The 3,341-nt window shown below is 60.6% G+C and carries 2 protein-coding genes and 2 pseudogenes; 1 reads left to right on the forward strand and 3 read right to left on the reverse strand.

What is annotated here, in order from left to right:
* Positions 1 to 475, reverse strand: a pseudogene (locus B3H65_RS01170) (PCRF domain-containing protein); the annotation flags it as partial.
* Between the two features lie 380 nt (positions 476 to 855).
* Entirely contained in the window at positions 856 to 1,740 is an 885-nt protein-coding gene (locus tag B3H65_RS01175) for an aldose 1-epimerase family protein (RefSeq protein ID WP_286683804.1), read from the reverse strand.
* Between the two features lie 223 nt (positions 1,741 to 1,963).
* Between B3H65_RS01175 and menA the strand changes: the two genes are divergently transcribed.
* Positions 1,964 to 2,983: a 1,4-dihydroxy-2-naphthoate octaprenyltransferase gene (gene menA, locus B3H65_RS01180; RefSeq protein WP_286683805.1), complete on the forward strand. Its 1,020-nt coding sequence runs from the start codon at positions 1,964 to 1,966 to the stop codon at positions 2,981 to 2,983.
* A gap of 94 nt (positions 2,984 to 3,077) precedes the next feature.
* Here menA and B3H65_RS01185 read toward each other — a convergent pair.
* A pseudogene (locus B3H65_RS01185) lies at positions 3,078 to 3,341 on the reverse strand (amino acid ABC transporter ATP-binding protein); the annotation flags it as partial.

Genomic DNA, 3,341 nt, shown 5'->3' on the forward strand with positions numbered 1-3,341 from the left:
GCCGGCCTCGCTGGGGCTGGAGTCAAGCACGGTCATCTTCCACTTCTTGGTCTCAAAGAAGCGCTGGTACATCTTGAACAGGTCACCAGCGAAAATCGCAGCCTCGTCGCCACCGGCGGCGGAGCGAATCTCGACAATGGTGTTCTTCTCATCGTTAGGGTCGCTGGGGATGAGCATGAACTTGATGTCTTCCTCCAGCTGGGGCAGCTTGGCCTCGTTCTCGGAGATGTCCATCTNNCATCTGGAGCATCTCCTTCTCGTCCGCATCGCTGGCCTCGCGCAGCATCTCCTTGGCAGCCTCGATGTCATCCAGCGCAGAGATGTACTCGCGTGCAGCGTTCACCAGGTCGGTCTGATGCGCGTACTCCTTGTTGAGGCGCGTGAACTCCTTGATGTTGCCGGCAACGGACGGATCGGAAAGCTTCTTCTCAAGCTCCTGGTAGGCGATGATGATCTTCTCGAGCTTATCGCGCATAGCTGATCTCCTTATTTACATGTGTGGGTCGACTAAGGGCGGCCGCACGGGGCGGCACATCATATAGCAACTCGGCGTATGGACATGACGGGGCGCTCGCGCGGCCACGGCGCGAGAAAAACCTACCTAGCTAGAGCATGTCGAATGCAAAACGCACGAATAATCCCCTTTCAACGGCTGCTATGATACCCAACCTCAGGGCGCCTGGGCAACATCGAGCGCGTCTTTGCAGCTAAAGCGGGGTGTATAACGCAAAACGCCCACAGATGGCAGGCCTCTATCAGGCATCGTGCACCAAACACCGTAGATAGCAAGAAGGCCTCCCCTTCCTCTCCCGGGAGAGGAAGGGGAGGCCCCACCTACTTATATATATTGGTGCGCTAATGAACCGTCATCGAGAACGAGCGCTCGTCCACATCGCCCGGAGCCAGAATGATGATGTTGTCGCGATGCTCCAGCACATCGTCCTCATCCGGCATGCCGGCGTGGCCCGTCCAGGGCTCAACGGCAACAAACGGAGCATCCGGTTTGGCAGACCAAATGCCCACAAAGTCAAAGCCGGGGAAGTCCAGGCGCACGCCACGGCCGGAGACCTTGCTTGCCAGGTCGATGGTATTGTTGGGCACGCTGCGCAGCACCACGGTGTCAAAGTCGAACAGACCGCGATTGACGGCGATGGCGTCGCTGTCCTGCAGAATATGGATGGGATCGTCATAGGAGATCATGCCGCCGTCGACAATCTTGGGGGAGTCGCCCGTCCAGGGCTCGCAAAAGCGCAGCTCGTAATTGTCAAAAGACTCATCCGCGGTGCCGGGCATGGGCACGTTGAACGCAGGGTGGCCGCCCACGGCAAAGGGCATGGCGACGTCGCTGTTGTTGGTCACCTTGAAGGTTTGGGTAAGCGTGGCGTCGCCGGTGATGGCGTAGGTCATGTTGAGGGTGAAGTTGTAGGGGTACACGGTCAGCGTCTCTTCGCTTTGGGTAAGCTCGAAGGTGACGGAAGACTCGTCCTGGGCGACCACCTTGTGCTCGAAGTCGCGCGCGAAGCCGTGGCGCGGCATGTGGCACACGCCGGCAGAGCACTGCAGCTCCTTGGCGCCGGGTTCGCCCACCTGGGGGAACAGAACAGGAGAGGTCTTGGCCCACCATGCGGGGTCTGCCTGCCACAGGTACTCGTCACCGTTGAGCGCCAGCCCCATAAGCTGCGCGCCCTTGGTGTCAACGCGTGCGACCAGGCCGCCGCGCGAAAGCGTGATGATGGACATTGCTCCTCCTAAAAGCCGTGCTTGCGCATAGATTCCAGCTGCAGAGCCGGGTGCGGTCGCGCAACACGCGCGGGCACCCGGCATTCTTTCTCCATTCTACCGCGATGCGGAAGCCCACCGGGTGCACACGCGCCCGCACGCGATGGCTAAACTGGTTAGGATGAGGGCAGCAAGCTCCTATAATGAAGTGCTTGACGACGCAGGTGAAAGGCATGGCGACATAATGAACGCGCAGGTACAGAACACTTCCGCACATGAAGTTCGAGCGACATGGATCGAGGCGGCTCGGCTGCGCACCCTACCGCTGGCGGCATCGGGTTCGCTCATCGCCGCAGGACTGGCGGCGGCGCGCGGGGCCTTTAGGGTCGAGGTCTTTATCCTCATGCTTGTTGTCTCCGTGCTGCTGCAGGTTATTGCCAACTTTGCGGACGATTACGGTGACCTTGCGCACGGCTTGGACGATGAGACCCGTGTTGGCCCTAAGCGCGGCATGCAGAGAGGCATTATCACGCCACGGCAGATGAAGCGCGCGCTCTTTGGCGCCTGCGCCCTTACCTTTGCGCTGGGGTGCCTGTTGATTTGGGTGTCTTTCCTGCGCGGGCCCGCGCTTGACGGAAACGCCGTCGCCGCGATGGGCGTCTTTCTGGCATTCGGCGTCGCCGCCATTGCCGCCGCGGTCTTCTACACCGTAGGGCCGCACCCCTATGGTTACATGGGACTGGGCGACATTATGAGCTTTATCTTCTTTGGCCTAGTCGCCGTATGCGCCGGAAGCTTTCTCTACCTGCATCGTTTTGATGCTGCATCGCTAGTCGCGGGCGTGGCGCTGGGCCTGCCGGTAGCCGCGGTGATGAACATCAACAACATGCGCGATTCGCTGGACGATGCCTCCAAGGGCAAGCGCACCATCGCCAACAGGCTCTATGAGCTGGGCGAGGGCTGCAGCGCAACCGTGCGTGGACAGCGCGTAAACGGAGAGCAGGCCATGCGGATGTACCACACGGCCCTGCTCTACCTGTCACTTATCTTGTTTGTCGCCTTCATCTTTGTTGTGAAGGGGTTCTCGCTGCGCACCTTTGTTGCGGGCGCTGCAATCTGCCTGAGCTTTCAACCCCTTATGAGCGCGCTGGCAGGCATTGTGCAGGAGCCTGACCACACCAAACTCGACCGCTTTATGGCGCCCACCAGCCTGGGCACCGTGGCCGTCGCCATCATGGTAACCATCTGCCTGGTGGTCGCGTAACGGCCGCACGCACCGCAGCGAGGCCGCGGCAACGTGGAGCCTGCAGCCAAAACATCCGCAGGCTCCACAGGCACGGCGGCCGTGCGGACGAGAATTACGCCCTCACCGCGTCGGCATCGTCCAAATAACGCTTAAGAAACTCGCGAGTACGGACATGCTGCGGGTTGCCAAAGATCTGCGCGGGAGCGCCTTGCTCTGCGATCACGCCCTTGTCCATAAAGACCACGCGATCGGAAACCGTGCGCGCAAAGGCCATCTCATGCGTGACCACCACCATGGTCATACCCTCTGCCGCCAGCCTGCGCATAACCTCAAGCACCTCGCCCACAATCTCGGGGTCAAGGGCGCTGGTAGGCTC

This window comes from Collinsella sp. UBA1693 (genome assembly GCF_002320115.1).
GTDB classification, from domain to species: domain Bacteria; phylum Actinomycetota; class Coriobacteriia; order Coriobacteriales; family Coriobacteriaceae; genus Collinsella; species Collinsella tanakaei.